This is a genomic window from Mycolicibacterium sp. XJ879, from assembly GCF_053483935.1.
This window is the reverse complement of record NZ_JBEFTH010000006.1, coordinates 151589-172921: the sequence shown is the minus strand read 5'-3', so window position 1 is coordinate 172921 and position 21333 is coordinate 151589. Positions and strand designations below refer to the sequence as shown.

20 protein-coding genes are annotated in these 21333 nt (G+C 66.8%); 7 read left to right on the top strand and 13 right to left on the bottom strand.

Translation table 11 applies throughout. The features are described from left to right. Positions 1-13: 13 nt before the first annotated feature. Genes ABQF13_RS16015 through ABQF13_RS15965 form a run of 11 tightly spaced genes read right to left on the bottom strand, consistent with a single transcriptional unit; the run spans position 14 to position 13037 of the window. Positions 14-1726 carry a thiamine pyrophosphate-binding protein gene (locus tag ABQF13_RS16015; protein ID WP_448393747.1) on the bottom strand — a complete coding sequence of 571 codons (1713 nt, stop codon included), beginning with the start codon at positions 1724-1726 and terminating at the stop codon, positions 14-16. 11 nt (positions 1727-1737) lie between these two features. Continuing rightward, the gene (locus ABQF13_RS16010) at positions 1738-2694 is read right to left on the bottom strand and encodes an acyl-CoA dehydrogenase family protein (RefSeq protein ID WP_448393746.1); all 957 of its coding nucleotides are present in this window, start codon (positions 2692-2694) and stop codon (positions 1738-1740) included. After that, the gene (locus tag ABQF13_RS16005) at positions 2691-3851 is read right to left on the bottom strand and encodes an acyl-CoA dehydrogenase family protein (RefSeq protein ID WP_448393745.1); all 1161 of its coding nucleotides are present in this window, start codon (positions 3849-3851) and stop codon (positions 2691-2693) included. The genes ABQF13_RS16010 and ABQF13_RS16005 overlap by 4 nt, the downstream gene beginning before the upstream one ends. Beyond that, on the bottom strand, positions 3848-4762 hold the full coding sequence (locus ABQF13_RS16000) for a Gfo/Idh/MocA family protein (RefSeq protein WP_448393744.1): 915 nt from the start codon (positions 4760-4762) through the stop codon (positions 3848-3850). The genes ABQF13_RS16005 and ABQF13_RS16000 overlap by 4 nt, the downstream gene beginning before the upstream one ends. Next, the gene (locus ABQF13_RS15995) at positions 4759-5676 is read right to left on the bottom strand and encodes an acyl-CoA dehydrogenase family protein (RefSeq protein WP_448393836.1); all 918 of its coding nucleotides are present in this window, start codon (positions 5674-5676) and stop codon (positions 4759-4761) included. The genes ABQF13_RS16000 and ABQF13_RS15995 overlap by 4 nt, the downstream gene beginning before the upstream one ends. Before the next feature lie 5 nt (positions 5677-5681). Then, the gene (locus tag ABQF13_RS15990) at positions 5682-6833 is read right to left on the bottom strand and encodes an acyl-CoA dehydrogenase family protein (protein ID WP_448393743.1); all 1152 of its coding nucleotides are present in this window, start codon (positions 6831-6833) and stop codon (positions 5682-5684) included. Next, positions 6823-7980: a CaiB/BaiF CoA transferase family protein gene (locus ABQF13_RS15985; RefSeq protein WP_448393742.1), complete on the bottom strand. Its 1158-nt coding sequence runs from the start codon at positions 7978-7980 to the stop codon at positions 6823-6825. Before ABQF13_RS15985 ends, ABQF13_RS15990 begins: the two co-directional genes overlap by 11 nt. After that, on the bottom strand, positions 7973-8887 hold the full coding sequence (locus ABQF13_RS15980) for an SDR family NAD(P)-dependent oxidoreductase (RefSeq protein WP_448393741.1): 915 nt from the start codon (positions 8885-8887) through the stop codon (positions 7973-7975). Before ABQF13_RS15980 ends, ABQF13_RS15985 begins: the two co-directional genes overlap by 8 nt. Before the next feature lie 57 nt (positions 8888-8944). Beyond that, on the bottom strand, positions 8945-10804 hold the full coding sequence (locus tag ABQF13_RS15975; RefSeq protein WP_448393740.1) for a flavin-containing monooxygenase: 1860 nt from the start codon (positions 10802-10804) through the stop codon (positions 8945-8947). A gap of 2 nt (positions 10805-10806) precedes the next feature. Further along, positions 10807-12183, bottom strand: a complete 1377-nt coding sequence (locus tag ABQF13_RS15970; protein WP_448393739.1) for an aromatic ring-hydroxylating oxygenase subunit alpha — start codon at positions 12181-12183, stop codon at positions 10807-10809. Between the two features lie 8 nt (positions 12184-12191). Next, the gene (locus ABQF13_RS15965; protein ID WP_448393738.1) at positions 12192-13037 is read right to left on the bottom strand and encodes an SDR family NAD(P)-dependent oxidoreductase; all 846 of its coding nucleotides are present in this window, start codon (positions 13035-13037) and stop codon (positions 12192-12194) included. Positions 13038-13175: 138 nt separating this feature from the next. Here ABQF13_RS15965 and ABQF13_RS15960 point away from each other — a divergent pair, with 138 nt between their 5' ends. Genes ABQF13_RS15960 through ABQF13_RS15930 form a run of 7 tightly spaced genes read left to right on the top strand, consistent with a single transcriptional unit; the run spans position 13176 to position 20571 of the window. Continuing rightward, entirely contained in the window at positions 13176-14789 is a 1614-nt protein-coding gene (locus ABQF13_RS15960; RefSeq protein ID WP_448393737.1) for an SMP-30/gluconolactonase/LRE family protein, read from the top strand. Further along, on the top strand, positions 14786-15535 hold the full coding sequence (locus ABQF13_RS15955) for a GntR family transcriptional regulator (protein WP_448393736.1): 750 nt from the start codon (positions 14786-14788) through the stop codon (positions 15533-15535). The genes ABQF13_RS15960 and ABQF13_RS15955 overlap by 4 nt, the downstream gene beginning before the upstream one ends. Then, the gene (locus tag ABQF13_RS15950; protein ID WP_448393735.1) at positions 15532-17106 is read left to right on the top strand and encodes an AMP-binding protein; all 1575 of its coding nucleotides are present in this window, start codon (positions 15532-15534) and stop codon (positions 17104-17106) included. The genes ABQF13_RS15955 and ABQF13_RS15950 overlap by 4 nt, the downstream gene beginning before the upstream one ends. Then, complete coding sequence (locus ABQF13_RS15945) at positions 17097-17870, top strand: SDR family NAD(P)-dependent oxidoreductase (RefSeq protein ID WP_448393734.1); 774 nt, start codon at positions 17097-17099, stop codon at positions 17868-17870. Before ABQF13_RS15950 ends, ABQF13_RS15945 begins: the two co-directional genes overlap by 10 nt. Further along, complete coding sequence (locus ABQF13_RS15940; RefSeq protein WP_448393733.1) at positions 17867-19318, top strand: acyl-CoA synthetase; 1452 nt, start codon at positions 17867-17869, stop codon at positions 19316-19318. Before ABQF13_RS15945 ends, ABQF13_RS15940 begins: the two co-directional genes overlap by 4 nt. 9 nt (positions 19319-19327) lie before the next feature. Next, positions 19328-19996: an NAD(P)H-binding protein gene (locus ABQF13_RS15935; RefSeq protein WP_448393732.1), complete on the top strand. Its 669-nt coding sequence runs from the start codon at positions 19328-19330 to the stop codon at positions 19994-19996. Then, entirely contained in the window at positions 19993-20571 is a 579-nt protein-coding gene (locus tag ABQF13_RS15930; RefSeq protein WP_448393731.1) for an isomerase, read from the top strand. Before ABQF13_RS15935 ends, ABQF13_RS15930 begins: the two co-directional genes overlap by 4 nt. A 118-nt stretch (positions 20572-20689) precedes the next feature. Here ABQF13_RS15930 and ABQF13_RS15925 read toward each other — a convergent pair whose 3' ends face one another. After that, a complete protein-coding gene (locus ABQF13_RS15925) occupies positions 20690-21139 on the bottom strand; it encodes a type II toxin-antitoxin system Rv0910 family toxin (RefSeq protein WP_448393730.1) in 450 nt (149 codons plus the stop codon). 3 nt (positions 21140-21142) lie between these two features. Next, entirely contained in the window at positions 21143-21331 is a 189-nt protein-coding gene (locus ABQF13_RS15920) for an antitoxin (RefSeq protein WP_448393729.1), read from the bottom strand. Between the last annotated feature and the right edge of the window lie 2 nt (positions 21332-21333).

The following is a 21333-nucleotide window of genomic DNA, read 5'->3' as shown; positions in this document are numbered from 1 at the left end:
TGCCCATCTTTCTCTACTGTGTGCCTTCTGCATACCAGGTCCGGAATCGGTCGTACTTGGGCATCTCCTCAGAGTTGGCCTTCGGGTCGATGCTCACGTGCACCACACCCACCTTGCCGCTGGCATAGGCGCGGGCGATGGCCGGACCGATCTCGTCGTCCTTCTCGACGTATTCGCCGTGGCAGCCGAAGCCCTCGGCGATCTTGTCCATCCGGACGTCCTTGCTCCAGTGCACCCCGGGCTGCGGGGACGGCTGGGAGAACGTGCGCTTGTAGACGCCGACCTCCAGGCCCCACTGATGGTCCACGCCGACCACACACACCAGCGGCACACCCTCGCGGGCGGCCGTTTCGAGTTCGGCGATGTGGAACAGGAATGAAGAGTCGCTCGTCAGCAACATCACCGGGCGTTTGCGGCCCTCGGCGATCGACGCGCCGACCGCATAGGGCAGTCCCGTGCCCAGATGCCCGAAGTTCTGGTTCCAGATCACGTCGCGCGGCTTGCACTGCGAGTAGGTCCACTGGAAGATCACGGTCGCGCCGCCGTCGCGCACCATGATGCCGTCCTCGAGTTCGTCGAACGCCTTGGTGGCTTCGACGACGAACCGGGCCGGATGAATCGGCGTGCGGCCCGATGGCGCGGATGTGGCGAGTTCCGCTAATTCTTCGGAGTCGGCCTTGACCAACTTCTCGAGGTTGGCCGACGGTTCGCGCGGGGTGTCGCGCAGCGCCTCGACGAGTTGCGGGACGACGCCGCGCAAATCGCCGACCAGCGGCACATCGAACGGGCGGTTGACACCGATGGCCGCTGGATCCTGCTCGACGTATACCCATTTGCGGTTGGCGTCGTTTCCGGCCCAGTGCTGCGTTTTACCGTAGTGCATGGGCTCGCCGAGTTCGGTTCCCAGCGCGACGCACAGGTCGGATTCCTCGACCGCCTCGTTGGCGGCCGGGGAGAACAGGTACGGGAATGTCCGGTCCTGCAGTCCCGGGATGTACGAGGTGCCTCCGGAGGTCTGGACGACCGGGCACGCCATCAGCTCGGCCAACTCTTTGACCTCCTGCTGCGTGCGGGAGGTGTGTACGCCGTGGCCGACGAGCAAGATCGGGTTCTTCGCTTCGCGGATCAACTTCACGGCCTCGGCCAATTCAGGCGCCCCGGCCCCTTGGTTGACGAGGCGATACCGGTTGGGCGGCAAAGCTTCTGCGACGTCGAGCTCTTCGAGGATCACGTGCGACGGGAACTCCACGTAGCTGGGTCCGGGCGTGCCTGACATCGAGCGGCGGATGGCCTCGCGGATGATCTCGTCGGTCTGGTCGGCGTACTCGATCGAGCTGCTGTACTTGACCGACGCCTCGAAAAGCGGTTCCTGCTGCACGAACTGGATACGGCCGCGCCGCACGCGCCGCTCGGTGATGCGGGCACGCTGACCGCCGAGGAAGATCACCGGCGAGTTCTCAACAAGTGCGCATTGGATTGCCCCCGCGATGTTCGCCATACCCGGTCCGAGGGTGCCGATGCACAGTCCCGGCTTGCCGGTCATCCGCGAAGCCGCTTCCGCCATGAACCCCGCGCTGAGTTCGTGGTGCGGCGCGACCACCGACCATCCGCGGGCCTCGGCCTCGGCGAACATGTGCACGAAGTTCGGGTCGGGGATGCCGAACAGCGTGTTGACCCCCTCGGCCTCGAAGAGGTCGAGAATGCGTTTGTAGACGGGCACGCCCATACGAAACTCCTTTACTGGTAGCGCTTGGCTAGTTCTCGGCGGTGTGCTGCCGGCGATCCGAACAGCGAACGGTTGAGCGCGCCGCGTTTGAGGTAGACGTGGACGCCGCTCTCCCACGTGTAGCCGATGCCGCCGTGCAGCTGCACGGCCTTGCCGACGATGTCGACGGCCGCCCCGCACGCGTGCGACTTGGCCATCGCGGCGGCGACGCCGGCGTCGGGATCGTTTCCGGCGATGGCTTGTACCGCGGCGGCGACGAGCTGGCGGGAGACGGCGATGCTGACGAGCATGTCGGCGCAGGCGTGTTTGACGGCCTGGAAGGACCCGATGGGCCTGCCGAACTGCTGGCGCACCTTGGCGTACTCGACGGTGGCGGTCAGCATGGCCTCGCTGAGCCCCAGGCTGTCGCACGCGACGGCGACGGTGGCCCGGTCACGCAGCCGGCGTATCGCGGCATCGGGATCCCCGGCGAAGCGCAGCGCGTCACCTTTTTGGTCCGGAACCGATACCGTTGCGAGAAAGCGGGTTTCGTCCAGCACCGGTTGCGCGGTGACGGTGACGGCCGGTTCGACGATGCCGCTTTCGGTGACGACGAGCACCCGGTCCGCGCCCTCGGCGTCGGGCACGAAGTCGTACGGCTCGAACGCGACGGCCACGCGGGTCGCACCGGATGCGATGTCACGCAGCAGTTTGTCGCGGGCATCGCTGGGCTGCAGCGCTTTGACCGCGCCGACGGCCAATACCGCGCTGCCCAGGTAGCTGGTCGCTGCGGCGGCGCGGCCGATCTCCTGACAGATGATCGCCGTTTCGGAAAACGTCGCCCCGGCGCCGCCGAGCTGCTCGGGTACCTCCAGCCCGACCCAGCCGGCCTCGACGAGCGTGGGCCAATCGACGGCGCGGTCCTTGCCGAGCAGATCGGCTGCCACCGAACGCAGCTCGTCGTGGAACTCGGTGAACTCCGTGGTCATGTGCTGCTCGGTTCCCGCGGCAGGCCGAGGCCGCGCTCGCCGATGATGGTGCGCTGGATCTCGCTCGCGCCGCCGGGAATGGTCCACTCCCACGAGCCGATGAAGTCGAGTACCCAGGAGCCGGACTCCCAGCCGCTCGACATCGGTTTGGTCAGTTCGGTGTGGGCCGCCAGACCGCCGACCTCGGCGCCGAAATCGGTCATCCGCTGCAGCAGCTCGCTGTAGTAGAGCTTGACGATCGACGCGTCGGCAGGCCCGGGGTGAGCATTTGTGCTGGCCTCCACCAACTTTCGGCACAGCCCGCGCAGCCCGGTGATCTCGGTCTCGAACTGCGCCAGCCGGTCGGCGACGATCGGGTCGTCGACGGGGCTGGCCTGTACCAGCCAGCGGAAGCCGGCGTTGCCGAGCCGCTCGGCGAGCTCGAGCATGGTCATGCCCCGCTCGGCGCCCAACGTTGCCTGGGCGACCTGCCATCCGGCGTTCTCGGCCCCGACGAGGTTGGTCGCCGGGATCGACACGTCGTTGAGGAAGATTTCGCAGAAGTGCGAGTCGCCGACCGCGTTGCGGATCGGCCGCACCTCGACACCGGGTGTGGCCATATCCAGCAGGAAGTACGAGATGCCCTTACGTTTGGGCGCATCCGGGTCGGTGCGGGCCAGCAGCAGACACCAGTCGGCGTGCATACCGCCGCTGGCCCACAGCTTCTGCCCGTTGACCACGTAGGTGTCTCCGGACTTGCGTGCCGTGGTGCGCAGGCTCGCCAGATCCGATCCGGCTTCGGGTTCGGAGAACCCCTGCACCCAGATCTCGCCGTCGAGGATGGCGGGCAGATGCCGGCGTCGCTGCTCCTCGGTGCCCGCCACCAACAGTGTGGAGGCGGCGTGGTGGATGCCGACGAAGGCCAGCACCAGCCGCGGCGCGTCGTGTCGGGCCAACTCCTGGTAGAGCACCACCTGTTCGGCGACCGACAGTTCCCCGCCCCATTCACGCGGCCAGTGCGGTACGGCGAAACCCGCGCTGTGCAGTTTGGCGAACCAGGCCTTCTGGAAGTCGACGAACTGTTGGTCAGTTGCACCGGTCTGCTGCTCGCGCCAGTCGGGCGGGATGTGCTCTTCGCACCACTGCCGCACGTGCTGCCGAAACTGAGTGGCGGTCATGATGCGTTGGTCCGAAGCTGATCCATGGTGCGTGCGACGGCCACGCCGTCGTCGAACGACGGGGTGATCGCGGTACCGGTGCGCAGCGCTTCGGCGACCTCGGCGAAGTAGGTGCTCTGCGCGGGCGGCGGGGTGCGCCGCGGCGGCGGATCGAACTCGGTGGTGGCGGGCTCTTCGCCGGGTCGACGCACCACCAGCGTGGCGTCGCCGGTCAACTCGATGGTCCCGTCGGTACCCATCAGCGTGGCGCGCGGCATGGACGGCACGGCGGCGGCGAACCCCGTGTCGTGAGTGGCAGTGGCCCCGTTGGCCAGCCGGAACCAGCCCGAGTATCCGTCTTCGGCTGTGGCGCCGGGGGTGTCGGTGCGGGTGACGCCGCCGCAATCGACGATGTCACTGCCGAACAGCCAGCGGGTGAAGTCGATCAGATGGGAGCCGTAGGCGCCGATCCAGCCGCCGCCGAGTTCGCGGTCGTTGATCCAGCCGAGCGGGCGTCCACGCAGCCCGCTGCCGAAGAAGTTCCAACTCAGATGCGTCGGGGTGCCGATGGTGCCCGCGCCGGCGAGTGTTTTGAGTTTCGCCCACGGTTCGTTGAACCGGAACTCGAAGTTCAAGAAGTTGGCGACGCCGGCGTCTCTAGCCGTGTCGCGCATGGCGGTCGCCTCGTCGGCATTGCGTCCGAACGGCTTGTCACACAACACCGCATGGCCGTGCTCGATCGCGGCCGTCACGTGCTCGAGGTGCAGGAACGGCGGTGAGTGGACGGAGACCAAATTGGCGTCGGAAGCCAGCGCGTTTTCCACCGCGGCATCGTCGCGCGGGCTGACCACCTCGACGTCGAAGCCCACGCTCTGATAGGCCGGGGCCGCGGCGTGCTTGCCGAAACCGGTGCCGATCACCACGACCTTCATGCGTACAGCCCTGTCAGGCCGGCACGGCCGGCGCTACGGGTCAGCTCGTTGCGGGTCGCCGACAGGCCCAGTGGCAGCCGCCGTAGCGGTTGGCTGTAACGCGACAGCCATGACAGCGTGGTCTCGTCGCAGAAGCCGACCGCGCCGTGCAGCTGGTGACACACCCGGAACACCACCTCGGCGGCCTCGATCGCCGACATCCTCAGCGCCAGCGCGTCGTTGAGCGCCTCAAGCCGGTCTTCTTGGACGCTCCACAGCGCGTACTTGGCGAGGATGTCGAGCCCGCTGCGCTCGACTTCGGCGTCGGTGAGCTGAAACTGCACACCCTGAAACGTCGAAAGCGTCTGCCCGAACTGCTTGCGCAGGCTGATATGGGTGACGGTCAGTTCGATCGCCCGGTCGAGCATGCCCAGCAGCGTCCAGCACGGCAGCACCAGACCCAGCGCGACGTCCGCGGCGCCGTCGTCGTCGACGCGGTCCAATTCCAGCTCGGTGACGAACCCCGGTCCCGGCGGACCCAGCCCGCCCACGCGGTGCCGGACACCGTCCAGAGCCACTGCTATCCAGCGGGATTGGAGACCGGCCAGCGGGGCGGCCGGGCGTGGTCCGGCGATGACGATCAACCCGTCGGCGTCCAGATCGGTCGGCTTGGCCAGCCGTTCGGCGACCGGGTACGGCAGTGCCCAGTAGCCCGCGCTTCGGCACAGCGCCGCCGCGGCCTCCAGCCCGTCGCCGTCTGCGCGGGGGTCCAGATCCCATGCGCCCAGACCGGCGAGGACAGCGGCGGCAAGCGGTTCGCGGCGGGCCGGATCGGCTTCGGCCTGCTGCACCAGCAGGTCACCACCTGCGGCCTCGAAGGCCCGCAGCGCTTGACGCCCGTACTCGGCGGCGTCGTCGGACAGATCCAGGATCATATCGCTCATTTGGCGGCCGCCAACAATGCGCGCGACAGCAGGATACGTTGCATCTCAATGCTTCCCGATGACACCGTGGATGCCTGCGAGTAATGCCAGTGGTCCTCGACCTCGCCGCGGAACCACCTCGCGCGGGGGGCGTCGCGGGGTACCTCGGCCGCGATGTCCATCAGTACCTCGGCGCTGTCCTGGTCGAGTCGGGTCACCGCGATCCGGTACGCCGCGGCGTCGCCGGGTTGGATGCGTCCGCTGCTCTGCAGCGACACCACGCGATAGGCCATCAGCCGTGCGCGCCGGCAGTGCGTCAGCATCCTGATCCATCGGCTCCGCAACTCCGCGGAGAGTTCGTCCCAACGCTCGCCGAGCACGGCCGGCGCGGCGGCCAGCAACCGTTCGCACCGTGCGTAGCGGGCGATGCCGACTCGTTCGAAAGCCATCACGTCCTGCACCACCGACCAGCCCTGGTCGACGGTGCCAAGTACCTCGGCGTCGGTGACCCGCAGATCGTCGAAGAACACCTCATTGAGGTGATGCGGACCCAGCATGGTGCGGATCGGCCGAACCTGAATCGCCGGATCGTCCATCGGCACCAGGAAGATCGTCAAACCCTGTTGCTTCTTTTCACCTTTGGCGGTCCGCGCGAGCAGAAAGCACCACTGCGCCATCGTGGCGTAGGACGTCCAGATCTTCTGCCCGTTGACCAGCCAGCCGTCACCGTCACGACGGGCGCTGGTGCGCAGCGACGCCAGATCCGAACCCGCCTCCGGCTCCGAAAAGCCCTGACACCAGATCACCTCGCCGCGTGCGATCGGCGGCAGATGCGTGCGCTGCTGCTGTTCGGTGCCGTGCCGCATGATGATGGGACCGACCCAGTTCACGCCCATGTACTGCGCCCCCCGGGGTTCGTGGTGTGCCCACATCTCCTCGCGCACCACGGTCTGCTCCCACACCGAGGCCGCACCACCGCCGAACTCCTTGGGCCAGGCCAGACACAGCAGTTCACGCTCGGCCAACACCTCGCAGAACCGCTGCGCGACCGCCAGATCCGCCGGGTCGTCGGTGAATGCGCCCAAGTAGTGTTCGGGCACGTTGTCCTTGACCAACGTCCGAAGTTCCGAGCGCAGCGCCGCCGCCTGCTCGCCCATGTCAAATCGCACGGTCGGCACCTGCCACACCCATTTCGCCGAGCACCTCCGCGGTGTCGGCGCCCAACTCCGGCGCCGGGCCTGCGACCCCCCCGGGTGTGCGCGAAAACCACGTTGGCACACCGGGAAACCGCACCGGCCCGTGCGGTGTGTCGACGGTCTCGAACAGACCCACCGCGTTGAGGTGCGGGTCGTCGAACAACGCGGCGGGCGAGTTCAACGGCGCAGCCGGGATCTCCAGCTCACCGAACAACGCCAGCCACTCCGCGGTGGTGCGTTCCTTCATCGTCTCGGCCAGCAACCCGTACACGCTGTCGATGTCACGGGCCCGCATCTCCAGGGTCGCGTGGGATTCGTTTACCCAGGCGGGTTTCACGGCGTTGACGAATGCGTTCCAATGCTTGTCGTTGTAGATCAGCGCGGCGATGTAGCCGTCGCTGGTGCGGTAGGGCCTGCGGTTGGGCGCCACGGTGCGCGGATACACCGCCGGCCCAAGGGGCGGGTCGAACATGGCGCCATTGGCATGTTCGACCAGCATGAAGGCCGCCATCGTCTCGAACATGGCGACCTCGACCTCCTGGCCCTCGCCGGTGCGTTCGCGGTGAAACAGCGCCATGGTCGTCGCGTAGAGCGCCGTCAGGCCGGCCACCTTGTCGGCCATGATGGTGCCGACATAGTCGGCCTCGCCGGTGAGTTGTTGCTGAACGAAGGGGATTCCGCACTCTGCCTGGATGGTGTCGTCGTAGGCGGGACGGTCACGTTCCGGGCCGCGCCTGCCGTATCCGTAGCAGTTGGTGTAGACGACGGCGGGGTTGATCGCGGCGACGTCCTGATACCCGAACCCCAGCTTGGCGATCGCCTTGGACCGCATGGAGTGGATGAACACGTCGGCGGTTTCGATGAGGGTACGCATCGCGGCCTGACCCGCGTCGGTCTGCAGGTCGATGACGACGCTGCGCTTGCCGCGGTTGACGTTGACGAACACCCCGCTCATTCCCGGCACTGGACCCACCGAGATGTAGCGGGTGTTATCGCCCTGTGGCGATTCGACTTTGATGACATCGGCGCCCATGTCGGCCATGATCTGGGTGCAGTAGGGGCCCATCACCATCGCGGTGAGGTCGACGACGCGAATGCCGTTGAGTGGACCGCTAGCCATGTAGCGCTCCCTGGTTGGCCATCGCGAAGCTGTACCGGATGTGATCGCCGTGCCCGTCGGGGACCACCGGGAAGACGACCGGATCCGAGGTGTCACGGATGGTCGCGATGTGCCCGGCCACCTCTTCCATCGACCACGACGGCCGATACACACCGGGCGTTTCGGCGACGAACGCTCTGGCCACCCGGCCGGCCAACGCGATAAAGGTTTCGCCAGTGACCGAACAGGTTTCGTGTGCGAGCCAGCCCACGGTCGGGGCCACCAGGTCCGCACCCATCGGCGGATAGGCCGATGTGTCAACGCCTTCGGCCATGCGGGTGACGGCGGCGGGCACGATCACGTTGCTGATGACGCCGTCGGCAGCGCCTTCCATCGCCGCGACGTTGGACAGCCCGATCACCCCGGCCTTGGCGACGGCGTAGTTGGCGACCTGGTGGTTGCCGTACAGGCCGCCGATCGAGGAGGTCAGCACGATCCGCCCGTAGCCGGCGTCGCACATGGCCGGAAACGCGGGCCGCACCACATGGAATGCGCCGCGCAGGTGCACGTCGACCACGGCGTCGAAGTCCTCGTAGCTCATCTCCTTCAACGAAGCGCGACGGACGTTTCCGGCGTTGTGGATCAGGATGTCGATGCGGCCGTACCGGTCGAGCGCGGTGCCGACGATGGCCTCACCGCCGGCCGCGGTGGCGACGGAGTCGGTGTTGGCCACGGCTTCGCCGCCGGCCGACACGATTTCACGCACCACCTCGTCGGCGGGCCCGGTGTCGGACCCGTCACCGGTGAGGGCGCCGCCGGCGTCGTTGACCACGACTTTTGCGCCGCGCGCCGCCAACAGCAATGCATACGCGCGCCCCAGCCCGCGTCCGGCCCCGGTGATGACGGCGACCCGGTCGTCGAATCTCAACTCAACCTCCGATTTGTGTGCGAAAAGGAGCGCTCACCGCGCCTGAACGCACACAAATCACTGGTTTCCGAGGACGAGGCCATCGAGGTCACCCTTGTCGCGCCATTCCTTGAGCAGGTCGCCGAAGGCGTAGAAGCCGGGACCGTACGGGTCGCCGAGGTGAGAGCGCAGCCCCTCGCCTTCCTCAACTCCTGGGCCACCGCCTTCGTTGTTGTAATAGCCCGGTGTGCAGGACGCGTCGAACGCCGAATTGTCCACGGCCGTCTCGCGCACGGTGGAACACCACTGGTCTTGGGCCTCCTGGGTCGGCTCCACCGTGGTGGCGCCGCGGTTCAACGCCTCGGCGATGACATAGGCGATGTGCTCACCCTGCAGTTCGTAGTTCGACGCGATATTGGCCGAGATGCCGACCTGGGTGAAGCCGGTGTAGAACTGGTTGGGAAAGCCGCGGCTGGTCATCCCGTGCAGGGTCTTGTAGCCGTCGCGCCAGTAGTCGTAGAGCGAACGCCCGTCGCGGCCCTCGATCGTGTCCATCGAGTAGCGCCTGCTGATGTCGGTGGTGATCTCGAAGCCGCTGGCGTAGATGATGCAGTCGACCTCGTACTCTTGCCCGCCCGCGACGACGCCCTTCTCGGTGATCCGTTCCACGCCTTTAGAATCCGACACATCGACCAGCGTGACATTGGGCCGGTTGAACGTCGGCAGGTACTCGTCGTTGGACAGCGGCCGCTTGCACAGGAAGCGGTAGTAGGGCTTGAGCGCCTCGGCGGTGTCCTGGTCCTCGACGATCTCGGCGATGCGGCGGCGCAGCCGCTCCATGATCTTGTAGTCCTCTTCCTCACGGATCGCCATGAACTGCTCCGACGTCAACGTCGAAGGATCGTCCAGCGCCATCACCCGGGCGGCGGTGTTGCGGCCCAGCTCGGTCCAGAAGTCACACACCAGATCCGGCTGGCCCAGCGCCATACCTTCGAATGTCCAGGAGTGGAAGTTGCGCTGACGTTCCTTCTGCCAGCCCGGTTTCAGCGTTTTCACCCAGTCGGGGTCGGTCGGCGCGTTGTTGCGTTCGTCGACCGTGGAGGGCGTGCGCTGGAACACATACAGGTGTTCGCAGTCCTTGGCGAGGAACGGGACGATCTGAATGGCGGTGGCGCCGGTGCCGATGACCGCAACCCGCTTGTCGGCCAGCTTGTACAGGTTGCCGGTGGCGTCGCCGCCGGTGTAGTTGTAGTCCCACCGCGACGAGTGGAAGCTGTGGCCTTTGAAGTCCTTGATCCCTGGGATGCCAGGCAGTTTCGGCCGGTGAAACGGACCCGAGGCCATCACGACGAACCGGGCACGGATGTCGTCGTCGCGGTTGGTACTGATCCGCCACCGGTGGATTTCGTCGTCCCAGCGCAGGTTGCGCACCTGGGTGGAGAAGATCGCCCCGTCGTAGAGCCCGAAGTGCTTGCCGATGTTTCGGCAATGCTCGTAGATCTCGGTGCCGTCGGCGAACTTCTTTGACGGCATGAAGTCAAGCTCTTCGAGCATCGGGATGTAGCAATAGGATTCGTTGTCGCATTGGATTCCTGGATACCGGTTCCAGTACCAGACCCCGCCGAAATCGCCGCCGAGTTCGATGATGCGGACATCGTCGACACCGGCCTTCTTCAGGTACGCCGCCGACAGCAGACCGCCGAAGCCGCCACCGAGCACCGCGACGTCGATGTCCTCGGTGATCGGATCACGGGGTGCAACAGGGGTATACGGGTCGGTTTCGTAATAGCCGGCGAAGTCGTCGGTCAGCTCGACGTACTGCTTGGAGCCTTCGGGTCGCAGCCGCTTGGCGCGCTCTTGGGCGTACTTTTCGCGCAGCGCGTCGATATCGATGTCGTCGGGGGTCTGCGTCGGCCCGCAGGTGTCGGACAGTGTCATGCCTAGAGCTCCTGTGGTTCGCCGGTGCCCATGTATCGGGACAGTTGGTAGTGGAGGTTGACGGTGCTGCGTTCGCGGTACGGGTTGGGTCTGGTGCCGGGGAAGCCGAGCGATTTCATGCCCTGCTGCACCGCGGCCATATTGGAGAAGTCCTGGGGCAGCACCGACAGCCAGTTCGGGCTGTCCTTGGGGGTGTACTCCCACTGCGTCTGTGGCTCTTGGTTTTTTGGGAACAGCTCCAGCGTCGCCACTTCGAAGATGCACTTGTTCGGGTCGTAGCTGGGGTGCGGTCGTGCGCTGTAGCACAGCGCGGTCGTCAGGCCCTGTCCGACCTGGAAGTTCGGGAAGACCTGCCAGGCCGTGCCCGCCTGCCCGAGAATGTCGGCCGGGATGGTCGGCCAGATCACGCCGCGGGCTTCGTCGTCACGTCTGGCCGACGCCAGCCAGTGCTCGAGGACCTTATCGGGAGGGGTGCCTTCTGGCAGTTCGTCGACCAGCCTCTTGGCCGCGTTCACCAGCGTCTCGGTGGTGGTGGCGTTGGTCTGCTCCCACGTGTACATCTGCATCTCGGCGGTGGATACGCGCGGGTCGTCGCCGGTACCCAGCCGGATCTTGGACTTGGTGGCCTCCATGTCCTTTGGCGCGTCGTAGCCGATGTTGCTGTGCTTGCCCTGCGCCTTGGCCCAGCCCTTGAACTCGCCGAACTTGTTGAACTCCGGGTGGGTGGTGAACACGTGGTAGGTCTCGTTGAAGGCCTCCAGCGCGACCTTCCAGTTGCAGTCGAAGTACAGCCATTTGCGCCACTTGTAGCGCATGTTCTCCAAGCCGAACGGATCGAGGATCTTGGCCGCGGGGAACAGGTAGTCGGCGAGCGGTTCGCAGTCGGGGTCCATGTTGATGAACAGCCAGCCGCCCCAGGTGTCGACGTGGACGGGCGCCAGGTGGGTGTTCTCGGGCGTGAGCACGCCCTTCCAGTCGTCCTGTTCGCGGAGGTGGGTGCACGTGCCGTCGAGACCGTATGTCCAGCCGTGGAATCCGCACACAAACGACTTGTGGGCTCGGCCGCAGGCACTCTTGGCGCCCTCTGGGGTGTCGACGAGCCGGCGACCGCGGTGCATGCACACGTTGTGGTGCGCGGCAAAATCACCGCCCGAGTTGCCGGTCCCCGTGCGCACGATGAGGATCGAGTCGTCGAGGATGTCATAGGTGAGGTAGCTGCCCACTTCGGCGAGGTCCTCGACCCGGCCGACCTGCTGCCACACCTTGCGCCACAGCTTGTCACGCTCGGCGCGGGCGTACTCCTCGGAGACGTAGGCCTCGACGCCGATGGTCATCGGCTCGGAGAGTTCTTCGGCGACTTGGGCTTCCAGATCGGTCATTGGTTCTCCTAAAACCGCTTGATCTCGGTGCGGAAGGTTTCATCCTTGAGGAACAGCGACGTGTTGTCGGCGTCCAGGTGCGTCCACTTGAGGTTGAGCCCGCCATCGACTAGCAACGTCTGCCCGGTGATGTAGCTGGACAGATCGGAAAGCAGGAACAGGACCGCGCCGGCCTGTTCCTCCGGCCGGCCGCGGCGGCCCATCGCGATCGCGCGGCGGTCGCGGTCGGGGTCGTCGTCGACATAGGTGCGCGACGCTGCGGTCTCGGTCACCCCCGGTGCCACCGCGTTGACGCGGATGCCGTCCAGCGCCAACTCGACGGCCATCGTGCGCGTCATCGCGGCGACCGCGGCTTTGGCGGTGCCGTAGGCGATGTGAAACGGCGCGGTGTTCACGCCGCTGATCGACGACAACGACACGATCGACCCCGGGTTGCCTTGCTGTCGGATTTCGGCCGCGACGGCCTGGCTCATGAAGAACGCCGTCTCGAGGTTCGCGGCGAACAGCTCGCGCCAGTCGTCGCGGGTCACCCGGGTGGCCGGCATCCAGGTGGCCGGTGCGGCACCGCCCGCGATGTTCACCAGGCCGTACAGGTCGCCCTCGACGGAACGCACCTGTGCCATGACCGTGCTGATCCCGTCGTCGGTGGAGGCATCGGCGGCCACCGGCAGCACCGGCAGGCCTTGGGCGGCCAGCGGTGCGACGTGCTCGTCGAGGTTTTCCTTGGACCGGCTGACCGCCACCACGGTGGCGCCGGCCTGCGCGGCCATGCGCGTCACGGTGGTGCCGATACCGCCGCCGCCGGCCCCCGACACCACGACAACGCGGCCGTCCAGCCTCAGAAGCTCGCTCACACTAATTGTCCGGACAACATATGATGCTCTGCATATTGCAGAACACTATTCCGCAGCGCTAATCGGTCCGTCAAGGGTCGGTGGGCAGCTGGTCCCGCCTATTGTCTGGACCAATTGAGCTTGATACGGTGCGATTTCATGACGCAATCCGCGACGGGATCACCTCCGCAGGCCCGCTACACCGGGCCCAACCCCACCGTCGCGGAGGGCTGGCGACTGCAGCGCCTCACCGCGCCGAGCCGGCTGTTCGGCGCCAACGGTCTGCGCACCGGACCCGACGGACGCGTATACGTCGCTCAGGTCACCGGGAGCCAGATCAGCGCACTGGATCTGGGCACCGGCCAGATATCCACCGTGAGCGCCAAGGGCGGTGACATCGTCGCGCCCGACGATGTCGCGTTCGACGCGAGCGGGAACCTGTACGCCACCGAGGTGATGGACGGACGCGTCAGCGTGCGCGATCCGCGCGGCCAGACCCGGGTGTTGCGCGACGACCTGCCCAGCGCGAACGGCATCACCGTGCATCAGGACCGGCTGTTCATCAACGAATGCCGCGACGGCGGACGGTTGATGGAGCTCGACCGCGGCACCGGTGAGGCGCGGGTTCTGCTGGAAGGCCTTCCCTCCCCCAACGCCATGGAGGTCGGCCCCGACGGCCTGCTGTACTACCCGCTGATGACGGCCAATGAGATCTGGCGTATCGACCCCAACGGTGGTGAGCAGCAACGCGTTACCGCTGACCTCGGGGTTCCCGACGCGGTGAAGTTCGACCCACAGGGTCATATCGTTTCCACCCAGGTGGCCAGCGGGCAGGTGCTGCGCATCGACCCGCGCACGGGTGACAAGACGCTGATGACACAGCTCACGCCCGGCCTGGACAACCTCACGCTTATCGGTGACCGGATCCTGGTCTCCAACTTCACCGGTGAGATCACCGAGGTCCTCGGCTCCGGGGAGACCCGCGCGGTGCTGCCCGGTGGCCTGAACTGGCCGCTAGATCTGGCGGTCGGCGCCGACGGCACCCTCTATGTCGCCGACGGCACCTATTTCTATGCGGTCGGTGCCGACGGCTCGGTGCGCACCGTCGGAATGCTGTTCAGCCCAGGCTATCCAGGCTTCCTACGCGGGTTGGCGCCCGCGGGTCCGGATGCGTTCGTGGTCGCCACGTCGGGCGGGCAGATCGGACGGTACCGGCCCGGCGACGGCGAAACCGATTATCTGGCCGACGGATTCGATCAGCTCTACGGGGTGGCAATCGGACCCGACGATGCGATCGTCTTCGCCGAACTGGGCACCGGCCGGGTGCACGCGTTGCGGTCGGGCGGCACCGAGGTGTTGGCGTCGGGTCTGCTGGATCCGGTGGGCGTGGCGTTCGACGTCGACGGCCACCCGCTGGTCGCCGAATCCGGTGCCGGCCGGGTGGTGCGGCTGAGCGGTTCGACCGAGACCGTTGTGGACGGGCTGCAACGACCGCAGGGCATCCACGTGGCCGACAGCACCCTCTATGTCGTCGACGCCGGGGCCAAAGAGGTCCTCGCGTTCGACCTCGCCACCAAGGCACGCACCACGATCGCGTCGGGGCTGCCGGTCGGTCCGCCCCCGGGCGTCGAGCCCAAGCCACTCAAGGGCATGCCGCCGTTCTCCGGCCCACAGGGGCCGTTCGCCGGAATCACAATGGGATCCGACGGCACGTTGTACGTCTCGGCCGACGGTGATGGCAGCGTGTTGGCGTTGCGCCGGAACGGGACATGACGGTCAATTCGACCGACCACCGGTACCTTCAGGTGGCGCGCACCCTGCGAAAGGAAATCGTCGACGGGGTGTATCCGGTGGGGTCGCAACTGCCCACCGAACAACAGCTGTGCGAACGGTTCGAGGTCAGCCGCTACACAGTTCGTGAGGCGTTGCGCCGACTGCGTGACGACAACCTGGTCGCCTCCCGGCCCCGCGCCGGCACACTCGTCGTACCGCGGCCCGCGGCGAATTCCTACGCCCAGGACGTGATGTCGATCAACGACCTGCTGGCGTTCGCCGCGGGCGCGCAGCTGGTCATCGAGTCCAACGCGTTGGTCACCGTCGACGACGACCTGGCAGCCAAAACGGGTCTGGTGTCTGGTTCGCAGTGGCTGGCCGTACGGGGATACCGGCAGGCCGACGAGGGCGGCGCACCGGTCTGTGTTGCCGAGTACTACGTCAACCGCGCGTTCGCCGCGATCGGCCGGCTGCTGCGACGCCATTCCGACCCGATCTTCCCGCTGATCGAAGACCTCTTCGGGGTGAGCATCGTCGAGGTGCACCAAGAGATCTCGGCGATCGTGGCCGGCCAGGACATGGCCGACGCGCTGCGGATCGAGCAGGGCAGCGCCGCGCTGCAGATGCGCCGCGAATACAAGACGTCGGACGGTGAGGTCGCCCAGGTGACCATCAACACCCATCCGTCGTCGCGCTACCGGCACACGATGACCATGCGCCGCATCAAGGGCCAGGCCGCGCCGTGAGACTCGAGGAGGCCCGCGCGGCCGACGCCTACCGGCGTGGGCTGTGGGTGCACGAGACGCTGGCCGACTCACTTCGCGACGCCGCCCGGACCACGCCGCACCGAACGGTGTTGGTGGACCGCGCTGTTCGGCTCGACTGCGAAACCCTGCACGCGCAGGCCACCGCGCTGGCGCACGCGCTCACCACGCGCATGCCCGCGGGCAGCGTGGTGTCGTTCATGCTGCCGAACTGGCATGAGGCAGCCGTCGTCTACCTCGGCGCGACGTTGGCCGGCATGGTGGTGAACCCGATCCTGCCCTCGCTGCGCGACCGGGAACTGCAGTTCATTCTGTCCGACGCCGACACCCGCGCCGTGTTCGTGCCGTCCGTCTTCGGCAGCCATGACTACGGCGCCATGCTCGAACGTGTCACCGCCGCGATGTCGGCCCCGCCGGAGGTGGTGGTGCTGCGGTCCACGGGTGCCGTCCGCGGGCACACGCCCTACGAGTTGCTGCTGGCCGAACCGGGCACGGCGGTGTTACCGGTGCTCAACCCCGACACCGTGCGCATGATCCTCTACACCTCCGGCACCACCGGCCGACCCAAAGGGGTGCTGCACACCCACAACTCGATCCACGCTCTGATCCGCCAGATCGGCGAGCACTGGGACGTCGAGGCCGGCGACAGATTCCTGGTGCCGTCCCCGATCGCGCACATCGGCGGGTCGATTTACGCGTTCGAGTGCCCGCTGCTGCTCGGCAGCACGGCGGTGCTGATGGACCGGTGGAACCCCGACGAGGCCGTGTCGTTGATGCGTGACGAGCGCATCACCCACATGGCCGGCGCCACGCCCTTCCTAGACGGGCTGCTCACCGCCGCCGAACGGGCGGACACGCACCTGCCTGACCTGAAGGTGTTCATCTGCGGAGGCGCGTCGGTGCCGCCGTCGTTGATCCATCGGGCCACCGACTCCTTCGAAACCGCTGCCGTATCACGGGTTTACGGATCCACCGAGGTGCCGGTCACCACGGTCGGCTCGTTGCAAAGCGTGGGGCACGCAGCAGACACCGACGGCCGCGCCGGCATCGCCGACATCAAGCTGGTGGACGGAGAAATCCGGGCGCGCGGCCCGCAGATGCTCGTGGGCTACCTGCATTCCGACGATGAGGTCACCGCCTTCGACGACGAAGGTTACTTCCGCACAGGCGATCTGGGCCGCTGGGTCGACGACGACTATCTGCTGGTCACCGGCCGAGCCAAGGACATCATCATCCGCAACGGGGAGAACATCTCCCCCAAGGAAGTCGAGGATCTGCTCGCCACCCATCCCGGCATCGCCGAGATCGCCGTTGTCGGCCTGCCCGACGAGCGCACCGGCGAGCGGGCGTGCGCGGTGATCGTCGCTTCCGAGCAGCAACCACCCGACCTCGGCGCGATACGCGACTTGCTGCTGGGCGAAGGGCTCGCCAAGTTCAAAGTTCCGGAACAGGTTGTCGTTTGGGGCAGCCTGCCCAAGAACGACGCAGGCAAGATTCTCAAACATCAGATTCAGGCGACGCTGACGAGCGAAGGTGAACCGAAATGCAGGTAGCGATCGTGACGGGCGCAAGTAGCGGCATCGGCTTCGGGTGCGCGACCAAACTCGCCGAGGCTGGTATGGCGGTGGTCGGGGCCGGACGCGACGAGTCCAGACTCGCCGAACTGGAGACGGCGATCGGCGATCCCGACCGGGTGGCCACCGTCGCCGTCGATTTGACCGCCGACGACGGCCCGCAACGGATCGTGCAGACCGCCTTGGACCGGTGGGGCCGTATCGACTTCCTGGTCAACAACGCCGGGGTGGGCAGCCCCAAGCCGCTGCACGAAACCGACGACGAAACACTGGACTATTTCCTGGGTTTGATGCTGCGTGCTCCGTTCCGGTTGGCCCGCGATGTGGTCGTGCACATGCAGGCGGGTTCGGCGATCGTCAACGTGACGTCGACGTTCGCCGTCGTCGGCGGCCTGCGCGGCGGCGCGTATTCGGCGGCCAAGGGCGGACTGACGGCGTTGACCACCCACATCGCCTGCCAGTACGGGCCCCAAGGCATCCGGTGCAACGCCGTCGCGCCCGGTGTGACGCTGACGCCGATGGTGGCCAGCCGCCTCGAGGACGACCGGTTCCGCAAGATCAACACCGAGATGACCCCGTTCCCGCGCCTGGGAGAGGTCGACGACGTGGCTAGCACCGTGGCGTTCCTGTGTTCGGACGGTGCGGGTTTCATCAACGGGCAGACGATCGTGGTGGACGGCGGCTGGAGTTCGACCAAGTACCTGTCGGACTTCGCGTTGAACTCCGAATGGGTGCCCCGGTGAACCTGTTCGCGCTGCTGGACCAGGCCGCTAGCCGGCTTGGCGCGCGTGGTGCGGTGTATTGCGGTGAGCGCCGGCTACATACGTGGGCCGAGTTGCGGGATCGCGCGCTGCGTCTTGCCGCAACCCTTGGCCCCCCGGGCACCCGCATCGCAGTCGCGGCCGAGAACCGGCCGGAGATCATCGAGCTGATGTTCGCCGTCTGGGCGGCGCAATGTGTGTATGTGCCGCTGAACTACAAGCTGCACCCGCGCGAGATGCAACAGATCCTCGACGACTCAGGTGCAGCGCTGGCTTTCGCGTCCCCGACGATCGCCGAGGGCCTTGCCGGCACCGAGATCATCGGCAGCCCGGCATATTCGGAGCGGCTCGCCGCGGCACCCGTCGTCGCCCCAGCTGATACCGACCCTGAGGCGCTGGCGTGGTTGTTCTACACCAGCGGAACTACCGGCCGGTCCAAGGGTGCCATGCTCTCGCACCGCAACCTGATGGCGATGACCGTCTCTCACCTGGCCGACTTCGACTCCCCCGATGAGAACTGCAGCCTGGTGCACGGTGCGCCGATGTCGCACGGGTCGGGGCTGTACATCCCGCCGTACGTGCTGCGCGGTGCCCGGCAGGTGCTGCCCGAATCCGCCTCGTTCGAACCGCAAGAGTTCCTCGACCTGTGTGAGCACCATCCCGGCTGCAGCGCGTTTCTCGCGCCCACCATGGTGCAGCGAGTGGTGCAGACCGGCCGCGCCTGCCCGCACAACCTGTGCACGGTGGTCTACGGCGGCGGCCCGATGTACGTCGACAGCCTCAAGAAGGCGATGGCCGCGTTCGGCCCGGTCTTCGTCCAGCTCTACGGCCAGGGTGAGGCGCCGATGACGATCACCGGCCTGCGCCGCGCCGACCACATCGGCGCCGACGACGCGATCCTGGGCTCGGTCGGCTACGCGCGCTCCGGCGTCGACGTCGCGGTGCTGCGCAGCGACGGCAGCCCGGCCACCACCGGCGAGATCGGCGAAATCGTCTGCCGCGGAGACGTGGTCATGTCGGGCTACTGGAACAACCCCGACGCCACCGCGGCCGCCCTGCACAACGGTTGGCTGCGCACCGGGGACATGGGCTCGTTCGACGAACGGGGCTACCTCACGCTGCGGGACCGCTCCAAGGACGTCGTGATCAGCGGAGGCAGCAACATCTATCCGCGCGAGGTGGAGGAGGCGCTGCTCGAGCATCCGGGAGTCACCGAAGCCGGCGTCGTCGGAGCACCTGACGAGGAATGGGGCGAGGTCGTGGTCGCGTTCATCGTCGGGTCGGTGTCGAGCGCTGAGCTCGACGCGCATCTGCTCGAGCGCATCGCCCGGTTCAAGCGGCCCAAACGCTACGAGTTCATCGACGAGTTGCCGAAGAACAGCTACGGCAAGGTGCTCAAGCGGGAGCTGCGGGCCCGGCTGGCCACCTAGGATCGACGTATGCGTGTCATCATCGCGGGCGGCCACGGCAAGATCGCCAGGATCCTGGAACAGATGCTGGCGCGTCGCGGCGACTCGGTCGCCGGCATCATCCGCAACCCGGACCACACCGGGGCCCTGGAGGAGGTCGGCGCCCAACCGGTGGTACTGGACCTGGAGCAGGCGTCCGTCGATGACGTCGCAGCGCATCTCGACGGCGCCGACGCGGTGGTCTTCGCCGCGGGCGCAGGTCCCGGCAGCGGAGCGGCCCGTAAGGACACCGTCGACCGGGCCGCTGCGGTCCTGTTGGCGGACGCCGCCGAAGCTGCCAAAGTTCGTCGCTACGTGATGATTTCGGCGATGGGCGCCGATGTCGAGGCACCCGACGAGGCCGGTGATCCGGTGTTCGTGGCCTACCTGCGCGCCAAGGGTGCGGCCGACGACGATGTGCGCGGACGCGCGGGCCTGGACGCCACGATCGTGCGGCCCGGTCTGCTGACCGACGACCCCGGCACCGCTACGGTGACGGCCGCCGAGAAGACCGGGCGTGACAGCGTTCCGCGCGAGGATGTCGCCGCGGTGCTGTTGGCGGTGCTCGATACCCCGGGTACAGCCGGCCGGACTTTCGAAGTGATCTCGGGTGATACCCCGATCCGCGACGCCGTCGAGCGCATCGCGGAGGGCCGGTGAGCGCGGTGGCCGACTACCGGATCGACCCGCAAATACTCGCGCGGATCGCCAAGGAGGTCGTCGGGCTGCCGCTGGAAAGCGGTGAGCTGATCACCCGTGCCACCGAGTTGCTGGCCGCCGAGTATCCGGATCTGATCGACCCGACGCCGGGCCGCTGGGTGGGAAGCCGGGCGGGCGGGATCCTCGGCAAGGTCCGCTTCCTCTACTTCAGCCCGCGCGAATACATCGTCATCTTCGGCTCCCCCACTGGCACACAAGGCTTTTCGGGCCGCTACAAGCGGGTGCAGATCCACAAGTTCCTGCTGGCGGGCCAGATCGACTCCTACGATCTGGAGTCCGACGACCTCACTGGCATGACGCTACGTCCCGGCGAGCACGCGTGTCTGGAGAAGGGGCACGCCCGCGGGCTGACCATTCATCCCGGCTCCTGGCACATCGAGTACGGCCGCGGGGCGGTGGCGACCACGCTGCCGTTCGCGATGGTCGACACGCTGCTGGTGTCGTTGGAGGTCGAGTCGGTCCGCCGGTCCACGGTTGAGTTCGCCAAGTTGGTGCGCCGCCGGTTGCGCCGCTGAGCTCGCGCGAGACCCCTCCCCTCTCACGCGAGCACTTACCCTACCAGCGCGAGCAGACATGTAATCGCCCAAAATCCGGGGTTTCAGGGGGAATTTGCGTCTGCTCGGCGGAAAAAGACTAGCCCGCGGCGAACACCGTTTTGAAGCGTTCCAGCGATTCGCGGATGTCGCCGCGCAGCGCGCCGGCCACCACCATGCCGATCGGACCGAACAGCGCGGGACCGCCGAGATGTACGTCGAACGAAACCGTCGACCCCGCGGTCGGATCGGTCGGCGAGGGTTTGACCTTGCCGATGAGCTTGACCTTCACCCCGCCCTTGCCGTCCCCGTTGAGCGTCATCGCCTCCGGCGGCCTGAAGTGGACGATGGTCCACTTGATCCGGTTGGGCATGCCCTTGACCTCGACGATGGACTCCAGGGTGGTGCCCTTCTCCAACGTGTTGGGCAGCTTGCTGCGCCACACCCGGTGGATGCTCAACCACTCCCGGTAGCGGGACAGGTCAGACGCGCACTCCCAGGCCTTCTCCGGCGGTAGCGGAACATCGACGGAGACAGACAATTTCGCCATGCGTCAATTCTGCGGGTTCTCTGGATTGCTCTTGTTGACGTACTTCTTGGCTGCGTCCTGCGCCTTGTCGACGTGCTGAGCGTATTTGCCCTGCGTCTTCTGGTCGACGACGTCACCGGCCTTATCGATGGCGGTGTCCACCTTGTCGGCGTTGCGGGCCACGAGATTCTTCACCTTGTCGAGAAATGCCATGG